Origin of the sequence: Olsenella massiliensis, assembly GCF_001457795.1 — a bacterium.
Classification (GTDB): domain Bacteria; phylum Actinomycetota; class Coriobacteriia; order Coriobacteriales; family Atopobiaceae; genus Olsenella_F; species Olsenella_F massiliensis.
The window spans coordinates 74,417-96,975 of record NZ_LN898211.1; the positions used below are offsets into that span (position 1 = coordinate 74,417).

General features: G+C 67.2%; 17 protein-coding genes. 14 read left to right on the forward strand and 3 right to left on the reverse strand.

Translation table 11 applies throughout. The features are described from left to right. Positions 1-79 precede the first annotated feature (79 nt). Positions 80-1,912 carry an adenine deaminase gene (gene ade / locus BN3001_RS04425; RefSeq protein WP_058270610.1) on the forward strand — a complete coding sequence of 611 codons (1,833 nt, stop codon included), beginning with the start codon at positions 80-82 and terminating at the stop codon, positions 1,910-1,912. A 39-nt stretch (positions 1,913-1,951) separates the two neighbouring features. On the opposite strand, the gene BN3001_RS04430 is transcribed toward ade, so the two are convergent. Both BN3001_RS04430 and BN3001_RS04435 read right to left on the reverse strand, forming a co-directional pair. Further along, entirely contained in the window at positions 1,952-2,431 is a 480-nt protein-coding gene (locus BN3001_RS04430) for a hypothetical protein (RefSeq protein WP_058270611.1), read from the reverse strand. 188 nt (positions 2,432-2,619) lie between these two features. Next, entirely contained in the window at positions 2,620-3,912 is a 1,293-nt protein-coding gene (locus tag BN3001_RS04435; RefSeq protein ID WP_058270612.1) for a double-cubane-cluster-containing anaerobic reductase, read from the reverse strand. 189 nt (positions 3,913-4,101) lie between these two features. Here BN3001_RS04435 and BN3001_RS04440 point away from each other — a divergent pair, with 189 nt between their 5' ends. From BN3001_RS04440 to BN3001_RS04480, 9 genes are all read left to right on the forward strand, one after another. Further along, positions 4,102-4,845 carry an acyl-CoA dehydratase activase gene (locus tag BN3001_RS04440; protein WP_058270613.1) on the forward strand — a complete coding sequence of 248 codons (744 nt, stop codon included), beginning with the start codon at positions 4,102-4,104 and terminating at the stop codon, positions 4,843-4,845. 335 nt (positions 4,846-5,180) lie between these two features. Further along, complete coding sequence (gene dpaL, locus BN3001_RS04445) at positions 5,181-6,395, forward strand: diaminopropionate ammonia-lyase (RefSeq protein ID WP_058270614.1); 1,215 nt, start codon at positions 5,181-5,183, stop codon at positions 6,393-6,395. A gap of 73 nt (positions 6,396-6,468) precedes the next feature. Then, positions 6,469-7,851, forward strand: coding sequence for a YgeY family selenium metabolism-linked hydrolase (locus BN3001_RS04450; RefSeq protein WP_058270615.1), 1,383 nt, complete (start codon positions 6,469-6,471; stop codon positions 7,849-7,851). Between the two features lie 75 nt (positions 7,852-7,926). Then, positions 7,927-9,129 carry a knotted carbamoyltransferase YgeW gene (gene ygeW / locus BN3001_RS04455; protein WP_058270616.1) on the forward strand — a complete coding sequence of 401 codons (1,203 nt, stop codon included), beginning with the start codon at positions 7,927-7,929 and terminating at the stop codon, positions 9,127-9,129. 13 nt (positions 9,130-9,142) lie between these two features. After that, on the forward strand, positions 9,143-10,084 hold the full coding sequence (gene arcC, locus BN3001_RS04460) for a carbamate kinase (RefSeq protein ID WP_058270617.1): 942 nt from the start codon (positions 9,143-9,145) through the stop codon (positions 10,082-10,084). Positions 10,085-10,151: 67 nt separating this feature from the next. After that, positions 10,152-11,123, forward strand: a complete 972-nt coding sequence (locus BN3001_RS04465) for an NTP transferase domain-containing protein (RefSeq protein WP_058270618.1) — start codon at positions 10,152-10,154, stop codon at positions 11,121-11,123. 5 nt (positions 11,124-11,128) lie between these two features. Further along, entirely contained in the window at positions 11,129-12,505 is a 1,377-nt protein-coding gene (gene hydA, locus BN3001_RS04470) for a dihydropyrimidinase (RefSeq protein ID WP_058270619.1), read from the forward strand. 167 nt (positions 12,506-12,672) lie between these two features. Continuing rightward, positions 12,673-13,059: a Rid family detoxifying hydrolase gene (locus BN3001_RS04475; RefSeq protein ID WP_058270620.1), complete on the forward strand. Its 387-nt coding sequence runs from the start codon at positions 12,673-12,675 to the stop codon at positions 13,057-13,059. Between the two features lie 949 nt (positions 13,060-14,008). Further along, positions 14,009-18,202 (forward strand): Cna B-type domain-containing protein, encoded by a 4,194-nt coding sequence (locus tag BN3001_RS04480; RefSeq protein WP_197407452.1) that lies wholly within the window; start codon positions 14,009-14,011, stop codon positions 18,200-18,202. Between the two features lie 651 nt (positions 18,203-18,853). On the opposite strand, the gene yqeC is transcribed toward BN3001_RS04480, so the two are convergent. After that, positions 18,854-19,549: a selenium cofactor biosynthesis protein YqeC gene (yqeC, locus tag BN3001_RS04485; protein WP_082629981.1), complete on the reverse strand. Its 696-nt coding sequence runs from the start codon at positions 19,547-19,549 to the stop codon at positions 18,854-18,856. Between the two features lie 120 nt (positions 19,550-19,669). Between yqeC and yedF the strand changes: the two genes are divergently transcribed. From yedF to yqeB, 4 genes are read left to right on the forward strand one after another with little or no spacing between them, the layout of a single operon-like run. After that, the gene (yedF, locus tag BN3001_RS04490; protein WP_058270623.1) at positions 19,670-20,281 is read left to right on the forward strand and encodes a sulfurtransferase-like selenium metabolism protein YedF; all 612 of its coding nucleotides are present in this window, start codon (positions 19,670-19,672) and stop codon (positions 20,279-20,281) included. 19 nt (positions 20,282-20,300) lie between these two features. Then, a complete protein-coding gene (locus BN3001_RS04495) occupies positions 20,301-21,497 on the forward strand; it encodes an aminotransferase class V-fold PLP-dependent enzyme (RefSeq protein WP_058270624.1) in 1,197 nt (398 codons plus the stop codon). A gap of 4 nt (positions 21,498-21,501) precedes the next feature. Beyond that, positions 21,502-21,738 (forward strand): putative Se/S carrier protein, encoded by a 237-nt coding sequence (locus BN3001_RS04500; RefSeq protein WP_058270625.1) that lies wholly within the window; start codon positions 21,502-21,504, stop codon positions 21,736-21,738. Between the two features lie 13 nt (positions 21,739-21,751). Continuing rightward, entirely contained in the window at positions 21,752-22,558 is an 807-nt protein-coding gene (gene yqeB, locus BN3001_RS04505) for a selenium-dependent molybdenum cofactor biosynthesis protein YqeB (RefSeq protein ID WP_058270626.1), read from the forward strand. Position 22,559 lies beyond the last annotated feature (1 nt).

Below are 22,559 nucleotides of genomic sequence, written 5' to 3' on the forward strand. Positions count from 1 at the left end.
CTGGCAGGGTCAGGCGCCTCCTCGCGGAGCGTCCGCGTCGCGGGAGGGTCGGTCGGCGTTGACAGGAAAGGACCGCATCGTGCGCAACACGTTCTGCAAGATGCCCCTATGGGAGTGCAATCGAACCCTCATCAAGGTGGCCCAGGGGCAACAGCCTGCCGACCTCGTGATTCGCCATGCGCGGCTCGTGAGCGTCACGACTCACGAGGTTCTGGAGGACACGGACGTCGCCATCGCGTGCGGCCGCGTCGCCTACCTGGGCATTGCCCCGCACACCGCAGAGCATTGCATCGGCGAGGGCACCACGGTCATCGACGCCGCCGGCTCCTTTGTGGCTCCCGGCTTCATGGACGGGCACGTTCATGTGGAGAGCTCCATGGTGGGCGTGGACGAGTACGCCCGCGCGGTCGTGCCTCACGGAACGACGGGCATCTATTGGGACCCCCACGAGCTCTGCAACGTCACGGGTCTTGAGGGCGTGGCCGAGGTCATCAAGGTCGCCGAGAGCGTGCCCCTGAAGGCCATGGTCACCACGCCGTCCTGCGTCCCCGCCGTTCCCGGCTTCGAGGACACCGGCGCAAAGGTCACGGTGGACGGCGTCAGAGCGTCCATGGGCTGGGACGCCGTCGTGGGGCTGGGCGAGATGATGAACTACCCCGGCATCCTCTCCTGCCAGGACGACGTCGTCCAGGAGGTCAACGAGACCCTCAGGAGCGGACGTAGCGTCACCGGTCACTACAGCGTCTGCGAGACCGACCGCGGCCTCAACGCCTATGTGGCCTCGGGCGTCTCGTCCTGCCACGAGTCCGTCCGCGCCGAGGACGTCCTGGCCAAGCTGCGTCTGGGCATGTGCGCCCAGATTCGCGAGGGGTCCGCCTGGCAGAACCTGCACGACCTGGCCCCCGCCGTGGCGGACGGCTCGATCGACACGCGCCTATGCAACCTCGTCTCGGACGACAACCACCCCAACACGCTTGTCACAGAAGGCCATCTCGACCGCATCCTGCGCATGGCCGTGCGCGAGGGCATCGATCCCGTCACGGCCATCCAGATGGTCACGATCAACGTCGCCACCTACTTCCAGATGGGCGCGGACATGGGCTCCATCACGCCCGGAAAATGCGCGGACCTCGTCTTCATCGAGGACCTCAAGGATTTTCGCGTCACGCGCACCGTCATTGACGGCGAGGTCGTCGCCGAGGACGGGGCGGCCCTCTTCGAGGCGGGCGGGCATCCCTATCCCGCCTGGATGTGCGACACCATGCATGTTGCGGCGGACATCAGCGAGAAGGCCTTCGTCATCCCGGCGACCGACGAGGACGGCCATGCGCTCAAGGGCGACACGGCCCTCGTGCGGGCCATGGTCGTGTCGCCCGGGTCCACGATCACCGAGCAGGTGCGCGTCGAGGTGCCCGTCAAGGACGGCGCGCTCACGGCCGACCCGGCGCAGGACCTGCTCAAGGCCTTCGTCTTTGAGCGCCACCACGCCACCGGCAGCTTTGCCTACGGGTTCGTGCGGGGGTTTGGCATCCATGGCGCGCTTGCGCAGACCGTCGCCCATGACGCCCACAACCTCCTGGTCGTGGGCGACAACGACGCCGACATGGCCCTGGCGGCCCGCACGCTCGTCGAGGCGGGCGGCGGCGAGGTCGCCGTTCAGGACGGGAAGGTCCTGGGCCTGGTGAGGCTCCCCATCTGCGGCCTCATGAGCCCCGAGCGCGTGGAGAGGGTGGCCGCCGACGTGGATGCGATCGAGGGCGCGTGGGCGGACATGGGCTGCACCATGCCCTCGCCATTCATGACGATGGGCCTGCTGTCGCTGGCGTGCATTCCCAGCCTGCGCCTGACCAACCGCGGCTACGTGAACACTGACAGCTTTCGGCTTGAGCCCGTGCTGGTGCGGGACGAGTAGGGCGGGCCCGTCTCGCGACCCTCGGCCACGGGGCCGGGGTCACCAGCTGATGATGATGGTGCTGTCGTCGCGATGGGCGTTGCCGCCCTCGGCGTCGATCGAGGCCTCGGTCCCCGTCCGGACCTCAAAGCCCAGGCGTCGCAGGGTGCGGATGAAATGCACCAGCTGTGCGTTGTACTCGTTGAGCAGGCGCATCTGCTGCAGGGGGCTGATGAGCGTCTGCTCGCGCCCGTAGATGATGTCGCTCATGGCGTCGGCCACGCGCATGTTGCTGTTGGCCAGCAGGTCGTTGTAGAAGGAGTTGCCGCTTCCCTGGCCGTCGTTCTCGCCGGGGGCAAACTTCACGGTGAGCGATCGGCGCCCGTACGTCGCATACATGCGCACGCGGGTGTTCGTCTGCCCGACGGCGTTTTTCATGGCCCACTTCAGGGCGTTGCCCGAGAGCGTGTCGGCCTCCGCGACCTCGCGGCCGGGCTGGGCCGCCTCGGCGATCTGGGCCGCCTCTTCCGCCTTGATCATGCCTGTCCTTTCGTCGTGGCAGCGAGGGGGTCGCAGCCCGACGGGGGGCTGCGACCGTTCGTCGTCGTCCGCTAGCATACGACATCTTACGCGGCGCGACTCGACATGACGGGGCCGCCCGACACGCGACGACGCGTCCCAGGCGGCCCTGACCTCGCTTTGCGCCGCCGTGCGTGGCGGCGGCGTCCCTACAGCATCTCGATGAAGGCCTCGACGCGGGTCTTCAGCTGCCCCTCGTCCTGCCCCGAGTAGTCGGTCGTTATGTGCATGAAGGGGATGCCCGCCTTTTCTGCGGCCTCCTCCATGCCAAAGGACTCCTGCTCGTAGATCGTGCAAAACTGCAGCGCGCAGTCGATGATGCCGTCCGCGTGCAGCTCCTTGGCCATGCGCACGACGTCCTCCTCGCGCCCGTGGTTGGGCGTGAAGATGGCGCACTGGATGTTGAGGTAGCGGTCCGCGATGTCATCGAGCATCTCGTCCACGGTGGCGCCCGTCTCGGGCACCAGGTCCTTGTAGTAGCGGCTGCCCGTGCAGTACTCCTCGCCCACGACGACGGCCCCAGCCTTCTCGATCATGTTGAAGAGCTTCCAGTTGGGCACGGCCATGGGCGTGCCCGTGTAGAGGATGCGCTTGGCGCCCTTGGGGGCGACGCCCTCGCCGTCCTTGACCCTGCCCTCGCACTCGGCCGCCATCTCGTTGATGGCGCCGGTGAGGCGCGCGGAGTCGTCCATGAAGGCCGCCTGCACGGTGAGCAGCGAGTCAAGGCCCGAGATGGGCGTGGGGTCCGCGGCGCGCGTGGCCGAGAGGCGCTGGAGGGCCCGGCGCTTGTCGTTGGCGAGCTTGATGGCGGCGCGCAGGCTCTCGGCCGTGATCTTCTGGCCGGTCTCCTGCTCGATGCGCGCGGCGAGACGGCGCAGCTCGTTGCGCCACATCTGCCGGGTCTCGTCGGTGCGCACGTGCGGCACGTCTATGACGAAGGTGTTCTTGAGCTTGCCAAACTGCTCATAGGCCTTCTTCTTGCCGTCGCAGGTGTTCTCTCCAACCACCAGGTCGGCGCTCTCGATGTAGGGGCACACCCTTCCCAGCTTGAAGCCCATGAAGCCCTTGATGAGCGGGCAGGTGTTGCGCGGGACGTGCTTCTCGGCCTCGGCGGGGGCCCAGTCGGCGCCGGCGCACAGCCCCACCTCGACGGCTCCTGCGGCGGTGATGATCTCCTCGGGAACGTAGAGGCAGAAGCTGCCGATGACCTTCTTGGGCCGGGGCGAGCCGTCGCCCTGGGGGTCAACGAGCTCGCGAATGCGTCCCGAGTGCAGGTTGGTGGCCACGCCGTCAAGGTAGGCGGTGGACGCGGGACGGTTTTCCTGCGTGAGGTACATGCTGCTGTACATCTGCCCGACGGCCTCAAGCAGGCCGTCATGCGCCTCGACGTCCATGTCAAGGCCCTCCCACATGCTTCGGTAGTCGTAGTCCTGCTCGCTCATGACGCTCCTCTCCCGTGCCATCCTCTCCCGCGCGGCCCTCTTCCGCGCAGGCGACGTTCCGTCGGCCGTCGGCCGTCGGCCCGTCCACCGACGCCGCACCGCTATAGCTCACGAACTATAACGATGGGTGGGTCGTATAATTACAAAAAATAAGGTTAAAAAACAAACGATTCGTTAGACGGGGGCATCATGCAGGCGATTGGAATCGACGTCGGCTCGACGGCCACGAAGCTCGCAATCGTGCGGGACGGCGAGCTGAGATTTACCCACGTCATGCCCACCGGCTTCAGCGGGGCGCAGGCGGCCGAGACGGCGCGGTCGCTCCTTCTCGAGCGGGGTCTCCTCACGCGGGACGCCCGCGTCGTGGCGACGGGGTACGGGCGCGTCGCCGTTCCCTACGCCGACAAGGTCGTCACGGAGATCGGCTGCCACGGCAGGGGGTCCGCTTACCTCTTTGGGCCCGACGGCGTGGTCGTTGACGTGGGCGGCCAGGACACCAAGGTCATCCAGCTGGCGGACGGGCGCGTCAGGCGCTTTGTGATGAACGACAAGTGCTCCGCCGGGACGGGCAAGTTCCTCGAGGTCATGGCCACGCGCATGGGGGTCACCCAGGAGCGCCTGAGCGAGCTTGCGGCACGGGGAGAGGGCGCGACCATCTCGAGCATGTGCACGGTCTTTGCCGAGTCCGAGGTCATCTCGCTCGTGGGTCGCGGCGAGCCTCTGGAGAATATAGCCCATGCGGTCATCGAGTCGGTCGCGGGCCGCGTCGCGGCGCTGGCCCGTCAGCTTGACGGAAGCCCGCGTCTGCTCACCGGGGGCCTGTGCGACAACGCCTACGTGGTCGCGCGCATCGGTGCGGCCCTGGGCTGCGAGTTGCGCACCTGCCCCGAGGCACGCTTCGCCGGGGCCATCGGCGCCGCCATGCTCGCCTAGATCGCCCGCGCCCAGGCGTCGTTTGGCGGCGGACCATACGCATGAGCACGACCCGCGTGCCGCGGCGTCATGCGGTCCGCGGCGTCACGCAAGACGGCATCCCCCGCTCCCGCGCAGGGCAAGCTCTTCCTGCGCCATGTGAGACGGCATCCTCTCTCCCCATGCGGCAGCTGAACCGTTCGGCGCCAAGTACCTACCCTTTGCGCGCACAGTTCGTGAACCCCCTTGCGCCCCGGATCTCAGGGCGTATATTGGAAGAGCCAAACAAAAAGTTTGACTTACGAACATAAAGTAAGTTATTCAAGGTCGGCAGCTATCTTGAAGGGGGAATGGCAATGGATCCGGCAATCGAATGGGTCACCAACGGCATGCCCAAGAGCGAGGATGCGAACCTGCCCGTCATGTCGCTCGACAACGTCGCCACGGCGCGGGCGTTTCATGGGAGCTTCCCGCAGTATGCCGTCACGCCGCTGGCCAACCTGGCCGGCATGGCGCAGGACCTGGGCCTGGGCGGCCTGTACGTCAAGGACGAGAGCTACCGCTTTGGCCTGAACGCCTTCAAGGTCCTGGGCGGCTCGTTTGCCATGGCGCGCTACATCGCCGAGGAGACCGGCAGGGACGTGCGCGAGACGACCTTTGACTACCTCACGTCCGACCAGCTGCAGCGTGACTTTGGCCATGCGACGTTCTTCACGGCCACCGACGGCAACCACGGTCGCGGCGTGGCCTGGGCCGCCAGGCGCCTGGGGCAGAAGGCCGTGGTGCACATGCCCAAGGGCTCCACGCGGACGCGCTTCGACAACATCGCCAAGGAGGGCGCCGAGGTCACGATCGAGGAGCTCAACTACGACGACTGCGTCCGCCTGGCCGCCAAGGAGGCGGGCCAGACCGAGCACGGCGTGATCGTGCAGGACACGGCCTGGGAGGGCTACGAGAAGATTCCGTCCTGGATCATGCAGGGGTACGGCACCATGGCCGCGGAGGCCGCCGAGCAGCTGAGGCAGCTCGAGGTCAACCGTCCCACGCACGTGTTCGTGCAGGCCGGCGTGGGCTCGCTCGCCAGTGCCATGGTGGGCTACTTTGCCAACCTCTTCCCCAGCTGCCCCCCGCGCTTCGTCATCATGGAGGCACGGGCCGCCGACTGTCTGTACAGGGGCGCCCTCGCCGCTGACGGCGACCCGCGCGTCGTGGGCGGCGACCTTCAGACCATCATGGCCGGCCTCGCGTGCGGCGAGCCCAACACCATCGGCTGGGACATCCTGCGCAACCATGCCGACGCCTTCCTCTCCTGCCCGGACTGGGTCGCCGCAAAGGGCATGAGGATGCTCGCCGCCCCCGTCAAGGGCGACCCCGCCGTGACCTCCGGCGAGTCCGGCGCGGTGGGCATGGGAGCCGTCGCCGCCCTCATGCGCGACGCCCGCTACGCCGAGCTGCGCGACGCCCTTGGGCTGGGCCGCGACTCGCAGGTCCTGCTCTTCTCGACCGAGGGGGACACCGACCCCGTTCGCTACCGCGACGTGGTCTGGGACGGCGCCTGGGCAAGCAAGTAGGTCGGCACGCCCCCGCGGGCGCGACCGCACCGCAGGGCGGGCAAGGATTCGTGACACGACGTTGGAGGAACGCATGAAGAATCTCGACTACGACAAGATCAAGAAGGCCGCGGCGGACTACGGCGAGGACATGACCCGCTTCCTGCGCGCCATGATCTCGCATCCCAGCGAGAGCTGCGAGGAGAGGGAGGTCGTCGCCTGCATCGAAAAGGAGATGAGGCGCCTCGACTTTGACGAGGTCAAGGTTGACGGCCTGGGCAACGTCATGGGCTTCATGGGCGAGGGGGACAAGATCCTCTGCATGGACGGCCACATCGACACGGTGGGCATCGGCAACCGCGACAACTGGGAGGCGGACCCCTACGAGGGCTATGAGACCGAGGAGCTCATCTACGGCCGCGGCGGCTCCGACCAGGAGGGCGGCGTCTGCTCCGCCGTCTATGCCGCCAAGATGATGAAGGACCTCGACCTCATCCCCGAGGGCTACAAGATCATGGTCGTCGGCACGGTCCAGGAGGAGGACTGCGACGGCATGTGCTGGCAGTACATCTACAACAAGGACGGCATCAAGCCCGAGTTCGTCATCTCCACCGAGCCCACCGACGGCGGCATCTACCGCGGCCATCGCGGTCGCATGGAGATCAGGGTTGACGTGCGCGGCGTCTCCTGTCACGGCTCGGCTCCCGACCGCGGCGACAACGCCATCTACAAGATGGCCGACATCATCGCCGACGTCCGGGCCCTCAACAACAACGGATGCGACGAGTCCACGGACATCAAGGGCCTCGTCAAGATGCTCGACCCCGCGTACAACCCCGACCACTTCGAGGACGCCCGCTTCCTGGGTCGCGGCACCTGCACCGTCTCGCAGGTCTTCTTCACGAGCCCGAGCCGCTGCGCCGTGGCCGACTCCTGCGCCATCTCCATCGACCGCCGCATGACGGCGGGTGAGACCTGGGAGTCCTGCCTTGAGGAGGTCCGCAGCCTTCCTGCCGTCAAGAAGTACGGCGACGACGTGAAGGTCTCCATGTACATGTACGACCGTCCCTCCTGGACCGGCGAGGTCTACCAGACGGAGTGCTACTTCCCCACCTGGATCAACAAGGAGTCCGCGCCGCACGTCAAGGCCCTCGTCGAGGCCCACAAGGCCCTCTTCGGCGACGAGCGCATCGGCTGCGAGCCCTCCATGGACAAGCGCGCCGGCCGCCCGCTCGTCGACAAGTGGACCTTCTCCACGAACTGCGTCGCCATCCAGGGCCGCTACGGCATCCCCTGCGTGGGCTTCGGGCCCGGCGCCGAGTCTCAGGCGCACGCTCCCAACGAGATCACCTACAAGCAGGACCTCGTGACCTGCGCGGCGCTCTACACCGCGGCGCTCAACCTCTATGACGGCTCCGCCGCCTCAAGCGACGCGACCGAGTTTCGCGCAGGGCTCACCACCAACGACATCAAGTAGACCAGGCTTTGCGGGCGCCCGTCGCCGACGGCGGGCGCCCTGACGCTGACGACCCATCAACGGGAGGGGAACCACATGGACCGCACGTTTGACGCCTACCTCGAGGAGCTTGGCAAGCTCGACTTCTCCGACATGTTCAACAACGACTTCCTGCACACCTGGGACAAGACCACCGACGAGCTCAGGGCCCTGTACCTTGTCGCGGACGCCCTGCGCAACCTGCGCGAGCGCAACATCTCCACGCGCATCTTCGACTCCGGCCTCGCGGTCTCCAACTTCCGCGACAACTCCACGCGCACGCGCTTCTCGTTTGCCTCGGGCACCAACCTGCTCGGCCTGCAGCAGCAGGACCTCGACGAGAGCAAGTCCCAGGTGGCCCACGGCGAGACCGTGCGCGAGACCGCGACGATGATCAGCTTCATGGCCGACGTCATCGGCATCCGCGACGACAAGTTCATCGGCGAGGGTGACGCGTACATGAGGGAGGTTGCCTCGTCCGTCGAGGAGTCCTGGCGCGACGGCATCCTGGACCACCGCCCCACGCTCGTCTCGCTGCAGTCCGACTCGGACCATCCCACGCAGTCCTCGGCCGACCTTCTCTACCTCATCAACGAGTTTGGCGGACTTGACGAGCTCAGGGGCAAGAAGGTTGCCGTCACCTGGGCCTACTCGCCCTCGTATGGCAAGCCCCTCAGCTGCCCGCAGTCGCTCATCATGCTGCTCACGCGCTTTGGCATGAACGTGTCTTTGGCCCACCCCGAGGGCTACGACCTCATGCCCGAGCTCGTGGAGCGCGCGGGCGCCTACGCTGCCGAGTCGGGCGCGACGTTCACGAAGGGCACCGACATGGCCGCCGCCTTCGAGGGCGCCGACATCGTCATCCCCAAGAGCTGGGCGCCCTATGCCGCCATGGAGAAGCGCACCAAGCTGTACGCCGCAGGCGACGCCAAGGGCATCGACGAGCTCGAGCAGCAGCTGCTGGCTCAGAACGCGACGCACCAGGACTGGTGCTGCACCCGAGAGCTCATGGAAAAGACCGCCAACGGCCAGGACACCATCTACATGCACCCGCTGCCCGCCGACATCAACGGCGTCTCCTGCGAGCACGGCGAGGTCGAGAGCGAGGTCTTTGACGCCCATCGCGAGGGCCTGTACAAGGAGGCCAGCTACAAGCCGTACGCCGTGGCCGCCATGATCTTCCTGCAAAAGGTCAAGGATCCCAAGGCCATGCTCAAGGCCCTCGAGGAGCGCGGGGTCGCCCGCTGGGTGAGCGAGTAGGGGCGAGGCGAGCATGTCTGACACGATCGTCGTCGCCCTGGGCGGCAACGCCCTGGGCAAGGACCTTCCCGGGCAGATGGCGGCCGTTCGCCGCACCGCCAGGTCCATCGCGGACTTGGCGGAGGCGGGCAACGACGTCGTGGTCGTGCACGGCAACGGCCCTCAGGTGGGCATGATCCAGGAGGCCATGACGCAGCTCACGAGGTCTGACCCCGCGCGCTACGCCCCCTGCCCCCTCTCCGTCTGCGTCGCCATGAGCCAGGGCTACATTGGCTACGACCTGCAGAACGCCATCCGCGAGGAGCTTGCGAACCGCGGCGTCCGACGCGGCGTCACGACGGTGCTCACGCAGGTCGAGGTTGACCGGAATGACGAGGCCTTTGGGCGTCCCACCAAGCCCATCGGCGCGTTCATGTCAAAGGACGAGGCGGACGCCCTGGTGAGGGACCGCGGATGTCACGTGGTCGAGGACGCGGGCCGCGGCTGGCGGCAGGTCGTCGCTTCGCCGTCGCCCGTCTCCATCGTCGAGCTTGACACGATCCGCTCCCTCGTCGCCGCGCGGCACGTGGTCATCGCCTGCGGCGGGGGTGGCGTGCCCGTCTGTCGCGCCGAGGGAAACCATCTCAAGGGCGTCCCGGCGGTCATCGACAAGGACTTCGCCGCGGCGCGCCTTGCGGAACAGCTTGACGCGCGCGAGCTCATCATCCTCACGGCGGTCGAGAAGGTCGCCGTCCACTTTGGCAGGCCAGATGAGCGCTGGCTGGACGACCTGGGACCCGAGGAGGCGCAGGGCTACATCGCCTCGGGCGAGTTTGCGCCCGGCTCCATGCTTCCCAAGGTCCAGGCCGCGCTGCAGTTTGCCTGCTCGGGCGTCGGGAAAAGCTCGCTCATCACCGAGCTCGACCGGGCGGCCGAGGGAATCGCCGGCAAGACGGGAACAAGGATTCATAGCTAGTCATAGCGTCGCCGCGGGCCGGGCCCAGGCTCCAAGGGACCGACCCGCGGCCCGATGACGGGAGGCGATGCCCATGGGTCCAGGCACGGTGACGTACCTCGCCGACGAGGGGGGCGGGCGCATATTTGGCCCCGGCCCCTATCGCCTGCTCAAGAAGGTTGACGAGTGCGGGAGCCTCTCGGCCGCGGCGCGCTCCATGGGCATGAGCTACTCGAAGGCCCTCCGCATCCTCAAGAGGGCGGAGGAGGGGCTGGGCGAGCGGCTCGTCGAGCGGCGCATCGGCGGCGAGAGCGGAGGCAGCTCGTCCCTCTCCGCAGCCGGGCGGCTGCTGATGCGCCGCTTCGAGCTGTGGAACGAGGCCTGCTCGGCCGCCGCGCGCACGTCGTTTGCGAGCGCCTTCGCCGGGACCCAGCAGGTGGCGCGCCTGGGCTGCGTGGTCATGGCGTCGGGCCTGGCCCGACGCTTTGGCAGGCAGAAGCTCATGGAGCCCCTTGACGGAACGCCCATGCTGGCGCGGGTGCTCGACGCGCTGGGGGACCCTCGCGTGGAGACGGTGGTGACGACCCGCGACCCCCGAGTGCGCGCCCTCTGCGAGGGTCGGGGCGTGCGTTGCGTCCTGCACGACGGCGAGCGGAGGAGCGACTCGGTACGCGAGGGCATGCGAGCCTTAGGAGAGCGCGCCGGCTACCTCTTCGTCTCGGGCGACCAGCCCCTCGTCTCGGCGACGAGCGTCTCGGCCGTCGTTGACGAGCACGTCCGCCATCCGAGCGCCATCGTGAGACTGGCGTGGAAGGACGAGCCGGGCGCCCCCGTGCTGTTTCCCGGCGTCTTCAGGGAGGCGCTGCTTGGGCTTGAGGGCAGCCAGGGCGGTCTTGCGATCTTGAGGAGAAGCCCGGACCTTGCCGCGACGGTGCGCCTGGTCCAGGCGTCGTCGCCGGGCGAGTTGATGGACGTTGACACGCAGGACGACCTCGCGCGGGTGAGGGAGGCTCTTGACGCCGCCCAGCGCGCGCAGGACCCTGCGACAGGAGGGGAGTGAGGCCCATGGCAACAAGGGACGTGATACGCGGGGGATCCCTGGTGCTTCCCGAGGGGCTGGTCCAGGGTGACCTCGTGATGGAGGGCTCGACCATCTCGGCCGTGGTGCCGGGCGGCGTCGGTGACGACGTCCTGGAGGGCGCGCGGTGCCATGACGCGAGCGGCTGCTACGTCTTTCCGGGGTTCATAGACGCCCACACCCACCTGCAGTGCTGGACGGGCATGGACTGGACGGCTGACAGCTTTGAGACGGGCACGCGCGCCGCGGCGTGCGGCGGAACCACGACGGTCGTTGACTATGCGACCCAGGACAAGGGCATGACCATGCCGCAGGCGCTCCAGGAGTGGCAGCGCCGCGCCGAAGGGTGCTGCGCGACGGACTACGCCTTCCACATGGCCATCGCCGACTGGAACGACCGGACCAGGAGCGACCTCCCGTCCCTGCGCGAGGCGGGGGTGTGCTCGTTCAAGACCTATTTTGCCTATGACCACCTGCGTCTGGATGACGCGCAGACGCTCAAGGTGCTGGAGGGCCTCGCGCCCCTGGGGGCCACGCTCTGCGTCCACTGCGAAAACGGCACGCTGGTCAACGCCCTGCAGGAGCGCGCCATCGCCTCGGGCGTCACCGGGCCCGAGGGGCATCCCCTGAGCAGGCCCGACGTCTGCGAGGCGGAGGCCGTCGCGCGGCTCCTCATGATCGCGCACCTGGCGGGAGACGCCCGGGTGAACGTCGTGCACCTTTCCACGAGGCTGGGGCTTGAGGTCATCCGCGCCGCCAAGGCGCGCGGGCAGAGGAACGTCTTCGTGGAGACCTGCCCCCAGTACCTGCTGCTGGACGAGACCCGCTATCTGGAGCCCAACTTCGGCGGCGCCAAGTACGTCATGAGCCCCCCGCTGAGGAGCGCGTCCGACCGTGCCGCGCTTCGCGAGGCGGTGGCCGCGGGCGAGATCGACACCATATCCACGGACCACTGCTCCTTCAACCTCATGGGCCAGAAGGACCGCGGTCGTGAGGACTTCCGCAAGATCCCCAACGGCGGCCCCGGCATAGAGCACCGGCCGGCGCTCGTCATGACCGCCTTCGCGGACGTGCTTGGCCCCCGCGAGCTCTGCCGGCTCCTTTCCGAGAACCAGGCTCGCGTGTTTGGCATGTACCCGCGCAAGGGCGTCTTGGCCGTGGGTTCCGACGCGGACGTCTGCGTGTGGGACCCTGCGCGGCGCTGGACGATCAGTGCGCACGACCAGCACCAGAACGTTGACTACACGCCGTATGAGGGCATGGTCTGCCGGGGTCGCGCCCGCCTGGTGTTCGTCGGCGGCACGCTCGTCGCGCGCGACGGCGAGCCCACGGACGCCACGCCGGGAAGGTACGTGAGAAGGTAGCTCCGCACGAAGGCGGCGCCATCGCGCGCGGGTGCCGCGACGGAGGGCACGCGCGCCACGACAGAGGGCACGGGTGCCGCGACAGAGGGCACGACCCCCAGCGATGGGGAGACATAGCAACATGAGGGAAGGCCGCAATCGCGGCCGCGCACAGAAAGGAAGCAAGCATGCCCATCTTCGCAATCAAGACCGACAAGGCGCCTGCGGCCCTCGGGCCCTACTCCGCCGGCACCGTCGCCACGGGCCAGACGATGCACGTGTCGGGCCAGCTCGGCATCGACCCCGCCACGGGCGACCTGGCGGGCGAGGGCGTCGAGGAGCAGACGCGCCAGAGCCTCGCGAACGTCAAGGCCATCCTCGAGGCGGCGGGCGCGAGCATGGCTGACGTCGCCGAGACCGAGGTCCTTCTTGCCGACATCGCCGACTTTGCGGCCATGAACAAGGTGTACGGGGAGTTCTTCGCCGAGCCCTACCCCGCGCGCGCCGCCTTCCAGGTTGCCGCCCTTCCCAAGCCGGGCGCCAAGGTCGAGATCAAGGCCATCGCGCATCGCTAGGGCATCCGACGGAGCGTCGCCGCAGCCAAGACGGCCTGCGGCTGCCGTGCGGGCGTTCCCGATCGTAGCAATCGACGAAGGCCGGGGGGTCGTCCCCCGGCCTCGCTCTTTCACGCCTCTATGTACCGCTGTCTTCGGGCGGGCGCGCGGCTCGTCCGCGCCGGCGTCTGCGCCGCTCTCCTGGGCTTGAGCGCCGCGATGAGCCGTACCTATACGTTTGAGAGATACGACCTGCCGCGCCTATACGTTTGAGAGCGACGCCGCCACGCACCTATGAGTTTGAGAAGCCGGAGGCGCATACCTATAGGTTTGAGTGCCGCGGCGTGTCGCACCTATAGGTTTGAGAGGCCGGAGGAGACAGACCTATAGGTTTGAGGAATTGCCACGGCGTTTGCCCAGGTGGGAATTCCCCTTTTTCCTCAAGCCTATAGCTCTGCGCGGGAGAGGCCCTCAAACCTATAGGAACCGGTGGGAACCCGCGCGCGTCGTCCGCAAACCTATAGGAACCCGCGCGCGGCACCCGCAGGCCTATAGGAGTGCCCCCGGCGCCAGGCCGGAGACCCCCGCGGCAGGCCCGGGCGGCTCGCGGCGCGCGGGAAGGCCCCCCGAAGACCTCCCCATTCGCCGCATGGCGGCAAAACTCGACCGACACCTTAATAGTTTATTAAAGTGACTGCTCGTGCGTATCAGATGCGCTATCGTCGTTCCGGTATGTGCCGGGTCCCCAATGAGGGTCTGACGGTTGAGCGAGATGACATCCGCGCGGAGAGGGGATAGCGCCATGCAAGCCGAGGAGCCCAAATTGTTGAGGAAGGCATCGAGAGGCCTTCTTAGTGCGCTTCGCACGAGAGTGGGAATGTCCTTTGCGGCCGCCCTTCTTGTGGCGGCAGGTGCGACGCTTCCCGCCCTTGCGGCACCGACGGAGGCTCCGGGACAGTCGGAAACGTCTGTGGCTGCGGACGGCGCCCTTCCCTCGAGCGGCGCTGACGTCGTGGACGAAGCCGCGCCTTTGGAGGCCTCCGCCCCCTCTGTGCCCGCCCCGGCGGCAGCGCGCTCACCGCAGGTTTCCGTCTCTCTTGATGCCCACTGGAGCAACGCCGTCGATGCCAGCGTCAAGGATTACCACTACAACGGCAGCGACCTGAGCCATATCTATCTGACTCCCCAGGACAACGCCCAAAAGACGGCGGGACTCGCCCTGAGCGCTCATGTAGTCAGCGACACCGTGTCCGTCTGGAAGCCCGGCACCATCAGGATCACGCTGCCCTCCCGGCTCTTCTCGTCCTGGGCGGGGGACGCAAACGTCAATGCCAGGCAGAACACGAGCATTACATACGATGACCAGTTGAGCTGGAGTTTCGCGCAGGCTCCCGCCCAACCCGCCGGCTCCCAGTACAACTACACGGACAACGGCGACGGAACGATAACCCTGACGAACTTTGCAGACGTGGCAGGAAGCAACACTCTGGACTTTGGGCTGTCGTACACCTACCGCCCGAGCTTCGTGAAGGTCGGCCCTGACGGCACCATCGCCAACCAGCAGTACCAGGTCACCTATCAGCTCGACAGCGACGGCGACGGAACGTTTGACGCGAGCGAGACCACGACGAGGGCGCTTTTGGTCGACCTTACGACCAGCCTCAGGCAGGGAAGGCTGGAATACGAGATCTCGAGCCTCAACCAAGCGGACGGCGACGCCTTTCTCGCGTGGCAGCCGAGCTGGGGAGCGAGGCCGGTCGACGCAAGCGACTACTTCTATGTCGTGTGGCACGCCCAGTATCAGCCCGGACGCGGCACGTCCATCGGCACGTACGCCACCTTCAAGGACACGGGGTCCCAGGGCGAGTTCGTAGGCATGTACAGCTGGGCGTGGCGCGGCTCCGGCGAGCCGGGAATAAAGGCATACCCGGGCATCGGCGGGGGCAAAAACGGCGCCTACGTCAATGTCGACAACGACTGGACCGTGGCGGCTGTCGTCGGCGAGCAGCGCGCCACCGAGAGCAGCCTTGAGGTCAGGGATGATGTTTACCCCACGCCCCGGCACGTCTTCGTCCTCAAGCGATACCCGCGCTCGATGCTCGAGGAGGCCATGAAGAACGGCACGGACGTGACCGTGAGCGACAGCTTCTCGGTGGACGAGAAGGCCTACGACGGCCAGTCGTACGCCCTTGCGGCAGACGCGCAGAAGACGCTCCACTTTTCCAAGGGCGAGGGAAGCTTTGGCCTTTACAACAGGAATTCGGCCCTGATGAACTATGAGTCCGGAAGGACCTTCCTGCTTGACGGCAACCCCGTGAGGCTCCAGAGTCCTGCATGGGGCGGGCCTTCCGCGCCCAGCTTCCATCTTGAGAGCGCCTTGGCCACGGCTCCCGCCGCCCTATGGAACGAAGAGAGCGGCAGCTTTGATGTTGCGCCGTGGCAGCTTAGATATGAGCAGGGGGCGCCATACTATTCACAGGACGTCGCCAGCGGTACGAGCACCGCCTCCCAATGGGAGAAGCTCTCTGCCCTTGATGACGCAGACTATTTCTACCGCGGCTTCTCAGTGAGCTTTGCCGCCCATGGGGCTCTCAACACCCCCATCGGCGCGATGGCCGACCCTGCGGAGGACACCGCCCCCTTGAGCGTGTCCGTCTACATTCGCAAGGCCGGCAGCACGGAGTGGACGCAGTTTGCCACCGTCACCAAGACGAACAAAACGTATGCCGCCGTGGACATGTCGGGGACGCCGCTTGCCACGTACGAAGACGGCGGTGACGCAGACACACCAGGGCGCGGCATCACGCTCTACCAGCTTCCCGCCGACGTGGCCGGCATTCGCTACGAGGCATCTGACCTGAGCGCGTACGCCATGGACCTGAGCGACAAGACCTCGATGATGTTGAGGCCCACCGCACACCTCAAGGGATTGCTCCAAGCTGCAAAGGACGCGGGAAGCGCGAGCTATGTGACTCAGATTGCGACTCAGAGCATCAACGGCACCCAGACGGGCATCTCGACGGGGCAGAATCTGGGCACCGCCACCTATCGCCTTTCCGACCTGCGCCTCTCCTCAAACATCTGGAAGACTGCGGCGGCACCAAAGGACGTCGAGGACTGTCCCGAGGGCGAGTACGAGGAGAGCAAAATCTGGGTGTCGGCATCAAACTCCATTTCGAGTCACGAGCAGCCGGATGTGACGGGCGACCCCCAGAAGGACAACGAGCTGTTCAGAGGGTACGTCTTTGCGAAGGGGGAGTTCGTCGACCTTCTGCCCGCCGGCACCACCGTTGACCCCAAGAGCGTCGCCGTGAACCTCAACGGCACGTATCACTGGTACACGAGCAGCGATCCAAAGGCCAAATTACCCAAGGTCACCGACGTGCGCGTCTCGTTTGAGTCCAACTACCAGGAATCCGGCATGACGCTCATGCGCGTGTCCTACGCGATGCCGCAGGAGGTCCTGGATAGCATTCACCGCGCGGACACCTATACCGTCTCCTTGACCTACAAGCTGCGAAACAGCTACACCAACATCAAGGACAGGGGCCTCACTCTGGTGAACTCGGCGGGCTTCATCAACAGGAACCCAAACGCCCCCACGAGCTTTGCCCCTGGGAATAGCATCAAGACGCCTGACAACCTGAGCTTTGGCAGGTTCTTCTCTCAAATAGAGAAGAAGGACCCTGACACTACGATGTATGCGCAGACGACGGTGAACTACAGGCCGGTGGACATTCACTCCTCGGGTCTGTACCTCCAGGTGGCGAGCGACGAGGAAGGAACATATGCGTCACAGGCAAGCATCCTTGGTGGCAGGGGTTACAGCTACCGCATGAGCTATGAGCTCGAGAAGAAGACCCGTGCAGACAGGCTGGTCCTTTGCGACGTGTTCGAGAGGGGCAACTCGGATGCCGACTCCATGTGGCAGGGCAGCTTCAAGCGTCTGGACGTGAGCGCCCTCGAGGCGAAGCCGCAGTACGGGGACCCCAGCGACACCCTCAAGCCGGTCGTGTACTACTCGACGAAGCTCACAAGCGACAAGGACCTGCCATCAGAGGGGCCGGACCTCTCGGACGCGTCAGTCTGGAGCACGGAGCTTCCCAAGGACAAGGACGGCAACGACGACCCATCCCAGGTCACCGCGATCGCCATCGACTGCACGAAGACTGACAAGGGCAACGATTTCATCCTGGACCAGGGCTTGTCCCTGAGCGCCTTTGCCTACTTCGACGGCCCGACCGACAAGTCGCTTGCCGGCACGTCGGCGGTCAATCGCCTGAACATGTACGCTCGCACCTTCATGGGGACCTCTGCCCCACCGGAGGCACGCGTCAAGCTCGAACAGGCGTCTGCCGGCGTCACGGTAGGCTTCGACACGATTGACGTGACGGCGAAGAAGACCTGGAATGACAAGCTTGACCCGCAGAAGGCAAGCGAGGTGTCCCTTCAGCTCATGAGGAAGACCGCGACCGAGCAGGATTTCAGCGCCGTGGGAGAGCCCGTCACCACGCAAGGGCTCTCGTACACGTGGAGGGACCAGGACGAGAAGGACCCCCAGGGCAACCCCTACCAGTACAAGGTCAGCGAGCTCAACGTCCCCGAACAGTACGAGGTCACCTACGACGACGGGACCGCGCGGGGCAACGCGTACGCGTTTGGCATAACGAACACGCTGCGCACCGTTGACGTCTCTGCGGCGAAGTCCTGGTCGGGCGGCGCCGACGCCGATCACGGGGAGGTGCGGCTCCAGCTCCTGAGATCCGTTGGCGGCGAAGCTCCCGAGGCGGTCGGCAAGCCGGTGGAGACCGAGGGTCTCTCCGTCGTGTGGAAGGGCGTGCCCGAGCTAGACCAGCAGGGCCGCGCGTACGTCTACTCCGTGGCCGAGCTCTCAACGTCGGGCGAGCCCCTCGCCGCGGGGGACATGCGCGGCGACTACCGCGTGTCCTACGGCGTCGCGGATGACGGCACTCTTACGGTGACAAACGAGTTCGTTGCCCCGTCCACGCCCGATACGCCCACTCCCGAGCCTCCGACGCCCAAGGCGGATGTCGCTCTGCCCCGTACGGGCGACGAGGGGCCGATTGCCCTCCTAGCCCTTGCGGCCGCCGGCGTCGCGCTTGGGCTTGCGGGTCTCCTGGCGAGCAAGAGCAGCGAGAGCTAGCCGTTGCGCGCCGACGGATCGCTGACGTCGGCGACGCGCGCCATGAGCGGGAGGCCGCAGCGCTGCCGTGCGGGCGTTCCCGATCGTAGCGCTTGACGGAGGCCGGGGGGGTCACCCCCGGCCTCGCCCTTGCACGCCCCTATGTACCGCCGTCTTCGGGCGGGCGCGCGGCTCGTCCGTGCCGGTTTCGGTGCCGTCTCCCCGGGCCTGAGGTCCGCGGCGTGCCGCACCTATACGTTTGAGAGCGGTGCCGCCGCGCACCTATACGTTTGAGAGGCCGGAGGAGACAGACCTATAGGCTTGAGGAATTGTCGCGGCGTTTGCCCAGGTAGAAATTCTCCTTTTTCCTCAAACCTATAGCTCTGCACGGGAGAGGCCCGCAAACTTATAGGAACCCACACGCGGGACCCGCAAACCTATTGGAACCCGCGCGCGGCGCTCGCGAGCCTATAGGAACCGGTAGGAATCGGTGCGCAGCACCCGCAGACCTATGGGGATGCCCCCCGGCGCCAGGCCGGAGACCCCCGCCGCAGGCCCGGGCGGCTCGCGTCACGCGGGAAGGCCTCCCCATCCGTCGCATGGCGGTCAAGGTTGATCGCATCCTCAGAGTCGGCCCTGCGGTCACCCGCGGTCACGTGCCGCGCGAACACGTCACCCCAGAAGAGAGACGCCCATCACGCGGGGGATGCGGGCACCTGCGTCGGTGACGCTGAGGAGTCGTGCGAGCTCCTCGCCAAACCGGGCGGCCTCGTCCCTGCGTCCCTCGCCGTCGCATTGATTCACCAGCACGACGTCCGGCGTGACCACCCCCTGCTCCATCTCCCACGCGAGGTGTCGAGCCATGAGCTCGGGCGTCGCGACATCGCCGCCGTCCACCCCCAGCCGCTCGCAGATAAGCTGAGGCCTGTGCACGACCTCGGCAATGCGTCTGCCAAACCCGCTCGCACCCACGAGAAGGATGGTTCTTCGCGTCGTTGCGGGCACGTTGGGCTCCCAGTCCGCGTGCGCCTTGAGGGGCCGCCCATGAGCGCCGTCGGCTTCCACGAGGACGTAGTCGGCCCGCCTCGCCAGCTCCGCGACGGAAAGTGACGGCGCGGCGAGCTTGCCCTCCCGCCCCGGTGCCCCCACGCAGACGACCCGAGATGACCTCAGGCCCTCCTCGACGGACTGCGCGTCGCCGTCCGTGACGAGGGGCATGTTGTCAAAGGGAAGGATGTGGGTGGACGTGGTGAGGATGACGGAACCCGGCAGCTCGTGGGCGAGCCGTGCAAGCAGCGACGTCTTTCCGCCGCTGCCCACCACTGACGTGACGCCCGGCGCCACTCGCAGCGACCTATATAAATTCATAAGGTTACCTAACTGTTTGTTAGTATATGGTAAGTGAGCGACACCGTTATAGTTCTGTAACTATAACAATCAGCCACTGCCGGCGTGACGCTGGTTCCCGGCACAAGGAGGGGATGTCACATGCATATCGATGCGAGAAACCTAGCCTGTCCCCGTCCCGTCGTCCTCGCCCTTGAGGCCCTGCCCAAGCTCAAGCCGGGCGAGAGCCTTGACATCCTGGTCAACGACGACGTCGCCTCGGCCAACCTCACACGCCTCGCCGCAGAGAAGGGCTGTGCGCTGACGACGGTCGCGCAGGGCCAGGAGACGACCCTCACCCTCACGCCGAACGCCCCCGTCGAGCAGAGCGCCTCCGCGTCGGCCGAGGCCGCCGGCTTCTGCGAGATTCCCGGTCGTGGCGACGCCGTGATCGTGGTTGACGCCGACACCATGGGACGCGGCAGCGAGGAGCTTGGACGCATCCTGGTCAAGGGGCTCCTGTACGCCCTGGCCCATCAGGATCAGGTGCCGCGCCTGGCGCTCTTCTACAACGGCGGCGCGCACCTCACCTGCGAGGGGAGCGAGTCTCTGGACGACATCCGCGAGCTCGAGGCGCGCGGGACCCAGATTCTGACCTGCGGCACCTGCCTTGACTTTTATGGCATCCGCGAGCGGCTCGCCGTGGGCGGCGTGACGAACCTCTACGAGATCGCCAAGGTCTTTGCCGAGAACCCCGGCGTGACGGTGCTCTAGGGCGCGTCGGGCTGTCGCCATGCATCCGCAGAGCCAACGTCGGGTCTATCTGAACTGCGCCGCAACCTCCGTCGTGCGGCCTCCTTGCGTCACGGAGGCGGTCGTGCGCGCCCTGGGGTCGCTCGGCAGCTCCGGACGCGGGGCGGGCGGGTGCGAGCTGGGAGCGGCCCGCGCCGTCATGGTCGCGCGCGAACGCGTCTGCCGGCTCTTCAACGGGGTCCGGCCCGAGCGCGTCGTCATGTGCGCCAACGCGACGATGGCGCTCAACCTGGCCATCCTGGGCACAGTGAGGCCGGGCGACCACGTGGTCGCGACGGCGTGGGACCACAACTCCGTGCTGCGGCCCCTCTTTGCCCTGCGCGACGAGAGGGGAGTCAGCCTGGACGTCGTCGGCGCGGACGAGCGCGGCGCACTGGACCTTGACGAGCTGGCTCGCCTCGTGACGCCGGGAACGCGGCTGGTGACCTGCACCCATGCCTCCAACCTCACCGGCGACGTGTGCGACGTCGGTGCCGTCGCGCGCATAGCCCACGATGCCGGCGCGCTTCTGCTGGTGGACTGCGCCCAGACGGCGGGTGCGCGTCCCGTTGACATGCAGGCTCTTGGCGCCGATCTGCTCGCGTTCACCGGGCACAAGGCGCTCATGGCGCCTCAGGGCACCGGCGGCCTGATCGCAAGGCCCGGCGTCGAGGTCATGCCCACGCTGCGCGGCGGCACGGGCGTGCGTTCGTTTGACGAAGGGATGCCTGAGGCCTGGCCCGAGCACCTTGAGGCGGGCACGCTGAACGCCCATGGCATCGCGGGCCTCTCCGCCGCGCTGGCATGGCTTGACGACCTTGGCGTCGAGCGGGTGCATCGTCACGACCTCGCCCTGGTGCGTCGCTTTGCAAAGGGCGTGCGCTCCCTGGAAGGCTGCACGCTGTATGGTGGCCTGCCACGCGACCTCGCGCTGCTTGACGGCAGCCGGCCGGAACGGGACCATGCGCCCGTGCTCGCCCTGAACGTGAGGGGATGGGAGTCGTCGGCGCTCGCCCTGGCGCTCGAGGAGCGCCACGGCATCTCGGTCAGGGCGGGCGCCCACTGCGCGCCGCTCATGCACCGGGCTCTCGGCACCTCCAGGACGGGGGCGGTGCGCTTTTCGTTTGGGTGGTTCACGAGCGACCAGGACGTTGACTACGCGCTCGACGCCCTGGGCAGGCTGGCGAGGGAGGCGTAGCGCCATGGGACGAAGACTCGAGGCACGGACGGTGGCCGCGTTTGACTCCACGCACGAGGCGCTCGAGGCGGAGCGCATCTGCCGCGAGCGGGGGGTGGCGGGCCGGCTCATCCCGACGCCCACCGCCATCCGCGCGGACTGCGGGCTGGCCTGGGCCATGCCGCCCGAGGCCCGAGGTGACTTTGAGGAGGCGGCGCGCCACGGCTTCGTGGTCGCGGGCCTGTACGACCTGGAGCTTTGAGGAGGTGGCAGGGATGCTGGTGGTTGTACGAGGCGCGGGTGACCTTGCGACCGGCATAGCGATTCGGCTGCACCGTGCGGGATGCGACGTGATCATGCTGGACGTGGCCGTGCCCACGGCGGTTCGTCGGACCGTGAGCTTCTCCGAGGCCGTCCGCCTGGGCGAGGCGACGGTCGAGGACGTGGTTGCCCGCCGGTGCGCGGACGTGAGGCAGGCGCGTGCGACCGTGCGCGCGGGTGACGTCGCGGTGCTGGTTGACGGCGAGGGTGCCTGCATCGCCGCCCTTGCCCCCGACGTCCTGGTGGACGCCATCATCGCCAAGCGCAACGTCGGCACCACCAAGGACATGGCTCCCATCGTCATCGGCGTGGGGCCCGGCTTTCACGCGGGGCACGACTCCTCGGCGGACTGCCATGCCGCCATCGAGACAAAGCGCGGCCATTACCTGGGGCGCGTGATCTATGACGGCACGCCCATCCCCAACACGGGCGTGCCGGGCTTCGTCGGCGGGCACGCCGCCGACCGCGTCCTGCGCGCCCCCGCGGCCGGGAGCTTCAAGCCGCTCATGAGCATAGGCGACACGGTGAGGCAGGGCGACCTTGTCGCCACCGTTGACGGCACGCCGCTTCTCGCCACGATAGACGGCGTGCTCAGGGGGCTGCTCCAGGAGGGCGTCCCCGTGGTCGAGGGCATGAAGTCGGGCGACATCGACCCGCGCTGCAAGCGGGGGCACTGCTTCTCGTGCTCGGACAAGGCCCGCGCCGTCGCAGGCGGCGTGCTCGAGGCCGTCGCGGGCCTGTCGGGAAGGCTCAGGGGGTAGC

Bases quoted from the DNA above. Each gene is read 5' to 3' on its own strand.
- BN3001_RS04430 (WP_058270611.1), bottom strand. From the start codon at position 2,431: ATGATCAAGGCGGAAGAGGCGGCCCAGATCGCCGAGGCGGCCCAGCCC.
- BN3001_RS04435 (WP_058270612.1), bottom strand. From the start codon at position 3,912: ATGAGCGAGCAGGACTACGACTACCGAAGCATGTGGGAGGGCCTTGAC.
- BN3001_RS04440 (WP_058270613.1), top strand. From the start codon at position 4,102: ATGCAGGCGATTGGAATCGACGTCGGCTCGACGGCCACGAAGCTCGCA.
- dpaL (WP_058270614.1), top strand. From the start codon at position 5,181: ATGGATCCGGCAATCGAATGGGTCACCAACGGCATGCCCAAGAGCGAG.
- BN3001_RS04450 (WP_058270615.1), top strand. From the start codon at position 6,469: ATGAAGAATCTCGACTACGACAAGATCAAGAAGGCCGCGGCGGACTAC.
- ygeW (WP_058270616.1), top strand. From the start codon at position 7,927: ATGGACCGCACGTTTGACGCCTACCTCGAGGAGCTTGGCAAGCTCGAC.
- arcC (WP_058270617.1), top strand. From the start codon at position 9,143: ATGTCTGACACGATCGTCGTCGCCCTGGGCGGCAACGCCCTGGGCAAG.
- BN3001_RS04465 (WP_058270618.1), top strand. From the start codon at position 10,152: ATGCCCATGGGTCCAGGCACGGTGACGTACCTCGCCGACGAGGGGGGC.
- hydA (WP_058270619.1), top strand. From the start codon at position 11,129: ATGGCAACAAGGGACGTGATACGCGGGGGATCCCTGGTGCTTCCCGAG.
- BN3001_RS04475 (WP_058270620.1), top strand. From the start codon at position 12,673: ATGCCCATCTTCGCAATCAAGACCGACAAGGCGCCTGCGGCCCTCGGG.
- yqeC (WP_082629981.1), bottom strand. From the start codon at position 19,549: ATGAATTTATATAGGTCGCTGCGAGTGGCGCCGGGCGTCACGTCAGTG.
- yedF (WP_058270623.1), top strand. From the start codon at position 19,670: ATGCATATCGATGCGAGAAACCTAGCCTGTCCCCGTCCCGTCGTCCTC.
- BN3001_RS04495 (WP_058270624.1), top strand. From the start codon at position 20,301: ATGCATCCGCAGAGCCAACGTCGGGTCTATCTGAACTGCGCCGCAACC.
- BN3001_RS04500 (WP_058270625.1), top strand. From the start codon at position 21,502: ATGGGACGAAGACTCGAGGCACGGACGGTGGCCGCGTTTGACTCCACG.
- yqeB (WP_058270626.1), top strand. From the start codon at position 21,752: ATGCTGGTGGTTGTACGAGGCGCGGGTGACCTTGCGACCGGCATAGCG.